Annotated in this window: 3 protein-coding genes and 1 pseudogene; all 4 read left to right on the top strand. The window is 65.7% G+C overall.

Translation table 11 applies throughout. The features are described from left to right. Positions 1-194 precede the first annotated feature (194 nt). Positions 195-1523, top strand: coding sequence for a hypothetical protein (locus tag HP546_RS25815; protein ID WP_172231332.1), 1329 nt, complete (start codon positions 195-197; stop codon positions 1521-1523). A gap of 32 nt (positions 1524-1555) precedes the next feature. Beyond that, complete coding sequence (locus HP546_RS25810) at positions 1556-3787, top strand: Ig-like domain-containing protein (RefSeq protein ID WP_172231329.1); 2232 nt, start codon at positions 1556-1558, stop codon at positions 3785-3787. Positions 3788-3803: 16 nt separating this feature from the next. Then, positions 3804-4277 carry a curlin gene (locus HP546_RS25805; protein WP_172231326.1) on the top strand — a complete coding sequence of 158 codons (474 nt, stop codon included), beginning with the start codon at positions 3804-3806 and terminating at the stop codon, positions 4275-4277. Between the two features lie 16 nt (positions 4278-4293). Then, positions 4294-4930 (top strand): annotated as a pseudogene (locus tag HP546_RS25800) (curlin); the annotation flags it as partial.

Genomic DNA, 4930 nt, shown 5'->3' with positions numbered 1-4930 from the left:
GGCCCCCCTGCCCCCAATCCCCAACCTTGGGGCAACCGGACCCACTGCCAAAACCTCGAAGATGGCCCTGTAAAAAAACCGGACGCCTTGCCCCACAAGGCCTGCAACGCATTTTTCAAGTGTTGGCACAGCTATTGCCGATCTCCTCCCAGACGCCCCAAGTCCATGGGCCCGTTTGCAGGAGGAATTGACTCATGCACCGACCGATACCCCACCCGCTGGCAGTGGCGATTTTCGCCGGCATGCTCCAGCTCCCGGCGCAGGCTGCCTTGAACGCAGTCGATCCAGGCGCCTACGTGCCCGCCAACGGCGGCTTCCCCGCCTGGTACCAGGACAGCCACGGTCGAACCCTCGACCTGTGCCTGACCAAGGCGGTCAGCTCACGCGTGGCCGGCGCCCCCGGCGCGCCGTCGTACATGTGCACGCTGCTGCCCACCCCGGGCGTGTTCGACGATACCCAACCCATCGCCTTCCCCAGCAACTTTCCTGACGAAGCGTTCTGGTTTACCGCCGACGCCGCCATCGTCGACGCCGCCCGCGGTATCGACCTGAGCTACGGTACGGCGATCGAAGCGGCGTTCGCCGCCGAAGAGCCGGTGGAGGGCGACCAGGTCAGCTTTGCCCGGGTGCGCATCCGGGTCGACGTGCCAACCGCCGGCACCTATGTGGTCACCCACCCCTACGGCGTCGAAGTCTTCGATGTACCGGCCGCCGGGCGCCGGGCAATCAACATGACCCGCGACATCGGCATTGCCGGCGCCGGCGACTTCACAGGCGCGTTGAAGGGTGATGTCGGGCCGTTCCTGCGCAGCGTCAACGGCCCCTACACCGAGGGCAGCGAGCGCTTCATCGGCGACCCGAACCTGGATGAACAGGTCACTGGCAGCCCCTTCAATACCAACTATGTGCGCATCGAGGGCCCGGGCGGCATCGACCTGCGCACCGAGCTGTTCTCGATTTCCGGCAAACTCTCGACAGTCGCCCTGCCGACCCCGCTGATGCCGCAACGCAGCACCTACTCGCGGCATACCGAGAACGGCGACCTGCGTGCCCAGCAGGACATCTTCGTGATGGCCCCACCGCCACCGGCCAGCGTTACGCTGACCAGCCAGACGCCCAACCTGAACCTGACCGAAGCCAATGGCACCGGGGCCTGGTACGCCCAGTCGGCGCTCAACCCGGCTGCCGGCACCATCGTCACGCTGACTGCCGACAACAGCGTGGCAATCCCCACCAGCAGCCTGACCACCAGCAACCTGCCGCTGACCGACCTGGTCACCATCACCCAGGCGCAGTACCGCTTGTCTACCGGCGAACTGACCCTGGTGGCCAGCACCAGCGACGAGACCTCCCCGCCTGTGCTCACCGCGCATACCGGCAACGGTACGTTGATCGGCGCCCTGAGCGGCAACGGCGCCGTCAAGACACTAAGCATGTCGCTGTCGCCGATCCCGCCGGCCAAGGTGCAGGTCACCAGCGCCAATGGCGGTAGCGATACCGAAGACGTGGTGCTGGTGCCATGAACAGACAAAGGCTCAGCCTTCAAGGAGGCAGCATGAACACTTGGTCGCGCCGTGCGCTGTTGGCCGCCGGTTTCTCCCTCACCGTTACCAGCGCCGCGTTTGCCGCGCTGTCTGATGTCGACCCGGGGCCATACACCTTCGCCACCGGTGGTTACCCGATGTGGTACAAGGACGGCCTCGACCAGTCCCTGGAGCTGTGCCAGTCCCGGGCGACCAGTACCCGGGTGCCGGGGACCCCGGCCGCACCTTCGTACATGTGCACCCTGCTACCGGAACCGGGTATCTACGACGACGCCTTGCCGCTGGTGTTCCCCGACAACTGGCCGCCGGAGATGTTCTGGTTCCTGGCCGAAACCGAGATCCCTCAGGTCGGCAATAGCGGTTATGAGCTCGAGGTATACGTGGCGGGCCTGGAAGCGGCGTTCGCCGCCGAAAACCCTGTCGATGGCGACCAGCAGAGCTTTGCCCGCATCCGTATCCGTGCCTCGGTACCACGGGCCGGTGTTTACACCATCACCCACCCCTATGGCGTCGAAACCGTCAACGTCACGACACCTGGCCGAAGGGCAATCAACATTACCCGTGACATCGGCATTGGCGCGCCAGGCAACTTCAGCGGCCCACTGAATGGCGCACTTGGCCCATGGCTGCGGGGCGTCGGTGGGCCCTATGTGGAGGTCAACCCCGACACGGGGAGCTCGGAAACATTCGTCGGCGACCCGAACATCACCGAAGCGGTAACCGGAAGCCCCTTCAATACCAACTTCGTCCGCATAGAAGGCCCTGCAGGATCCATCCAGACCAATACCTTCACCGTGTCCGGCAAGGTCCTCGACGAGCGCGCGCCGACCCCCGTCACCCTGGAGCGCGCCACCTACTCGCGTAACGGCAGCGGCACCCGGGTAGAGGTGTTCGCCAAGGCCCCTAAAGAGGCCAGCCTGTGCATGCGCAATGGCCTGGCACTGATCGGCACACCGCCGTCGCCGTGCCAGTTCACCCTGACTGCGGACAACAACGGCTTGTTCTTCAGCCAGCAGTTCAGCCAGGCCGTGCAGCCTGCAGTGGTGGTGGTCACCGCCAGCAACGCGGCCGGCGGCACCCAGCCTACCGCGTTGTCGAGCAAGCTGACCGACGTGGTCCAGGTCAGCACCGCGCGTTATGACTGGGCCAATAAACGCCTGCTGATCGAAGCCGCATCCAGCGACGAGGTGGCGATCCCCGACCTGCTTGCCCAAGGCTATGGCCGCATGTCGAAATCGGGCACGCTGCAAAGCCTGACCGTCAACGATGTGTTGCAGCCGCCAGCCACCGTCACCGTCAAGTCTGCCCATGGCGGCAGCGATGTCGAGCCGGTGATCGTGGTCGGCAACGCCCCGGTCGAGGCGGCCAACCAGCCACCGCTGGCCCAGGCCGATGTCGGCAGCACCAGTGTCGGTATCCCGATCACCCTCAACCTGCTGCTGAACGACAGCGACCCGGACGGCAACGTGCCGCTGACCATCAGCGACCTCACCCAACCCGGTACCGGCCTGGGCGGCGTGGTGCTGAACGGTACCACCTCGGTCACCTACACCCCGCCAGTCGGCGCCACGCAACCGCTGGTGGCCAGCTTCAGCTACCGGGCAACAGACGCCAAGGGCCTGAAGTCGGAACCGGCCACGGTCACCGTCAACGTCGCGCCTAACCAGGCACCCACTGCCGTCCCGGAAACCGTCGCCACCCTGGGCGTGCCGTTGACCATCAACGTACTGGCCAATGACACCGACCCGGAAGGCAACCTGCCGCTGGCCGTGGCCGCCGTTACCCAGCCGGCTGCCGGCCGGGGTACGGTGAGCACCGACGGCACCACCGTGACCTACACGCCACCGGCTACGGTAACCGCAGCCTTCACGACCACCTTCACCTACCAGGCGCGTGACTCGCTGGGGGCGCTATCCAACGCGGGCACCGTCACCGTCAACGTGTCGCCACGCCCGGCTGCCGAGACCTTCACAGTCACGGCCGCCACGGTCACGGCGCGCTCCAACAACCGCTTCAACTGGGACATCAGCGGTACCTCGTCGGTGACCACCGGCAACGTCGTGACGGTGCGCGTCACCACCACCACAGGCGTGCAGACCTTGGGCACCGCCACCGTACCGGTGACCGGCCGCTGGCGCCTGGCAGTGAGCAACAGCACCACCTTGATCCCGACCGCCGCGCCGACGGCGACCATCACCACCAGCCCGGGTACCACGCGCACCGTCAACGTGGTTGTGCAGTAACGGCCGGAGTAACGCCATGAAACGCCTGTATCCACTGCTGCTCAGCCTGGCCCTGGCGGGCCAGGCCAGTTGGGCCGAAGACCTGATGGACAATGCCGACCTCGCACCCGGCAATGACCTGGGTGACCCAGTGATCATCCGCCTGCTCCCGGTCGGCGCCGGTCAGGCGGCGGTGATCGAGCAGCAAGGGTCGGGCAACCGCGCCGCCCTCGACCAGAACGGCCAGGCCCTGCTGGGCCGCATCGTCCAGACCGGTGGCGCGCAGGAGGCGTACATCCTGCAAGAAGGCAGTGACCTGATGGCCAGCATCATCCAGCAGGGCAATGGCAACAGCGCGTCGATCCGCCAGAGCGGCAGCAGCAATAGCGCAGCCATCGAACAGATCGGCAACGACAACAGCGCCAGCATCGTGCAGTCCGGCACGGGCCTCAACAGCTCCGTGACCCAGGCAGGCAATGGCCAGCATGTTCAGATCACCCAATACCGATAGACCTGGAGGCACCACCATGTACAAGCTCGCTCCCTTAAGTGCCGCTATCGTCCTGGCCCTCGCAGGTCAGGCCATGGCTGCTGACAGCACCTCGTCCCAGACCCAGGACGGCAAGGAAAACATCGCCGAAGTCAGCCAGACTGCCGCATCCTTCGCCTCGGCCACCCAGAACCAGACCGGCAAGGGCCACAACCACCTGGCGGTGCAGACCGAGAGCACCAGCGACATCAAGCAAAGCGCCACCGGCTCGCTCAACGCCGGCTACGCCGAGCAACTGTTCGAGAACGGCAGCCAGATCACCCAGCAGGCCGGTGGCACCACCAACGATGCCTTCGCCAGCCAGTCGCTGGGCAACAACAACGAGGCCCTGCAAACCCAGCAAGGCACCGGAAACGTCTCGACCGTGTGGCAGGACACTCAAGAAGGCAGCAAGGCCACCACCTCGCAGTCCGGCCAGCGCAACGAAGCCTTCATCGAGCAGACTTTCGGCGGCAGCAACAACCGCAGCACGGTGACCCAGACCGGCCAGGACAACTACGCCGCCGCCGAGCACCTGAACCACATCGATGGCGATGTCCAGATCTACCAGGACGGCCGCGAAAACTGGGCCTATGGCGACCAGCGCGACGGTACTGGCGGCACCATCGGCATTG

The sequence above is a fragment of the Pseudomonas sp. CM25 genome (genome assembly GCF_013179705.1).
GTDB lineage: Bacteria > Pseudomonadota > Gammaproteobacteria > Pseudomonadales > Pseudomonadaceae > Aquipseudomonas.
Note: the sequence above shows the minus strand (reverse complement) of the source record. Positions and strands in the feature narration are given on the sequence as shown.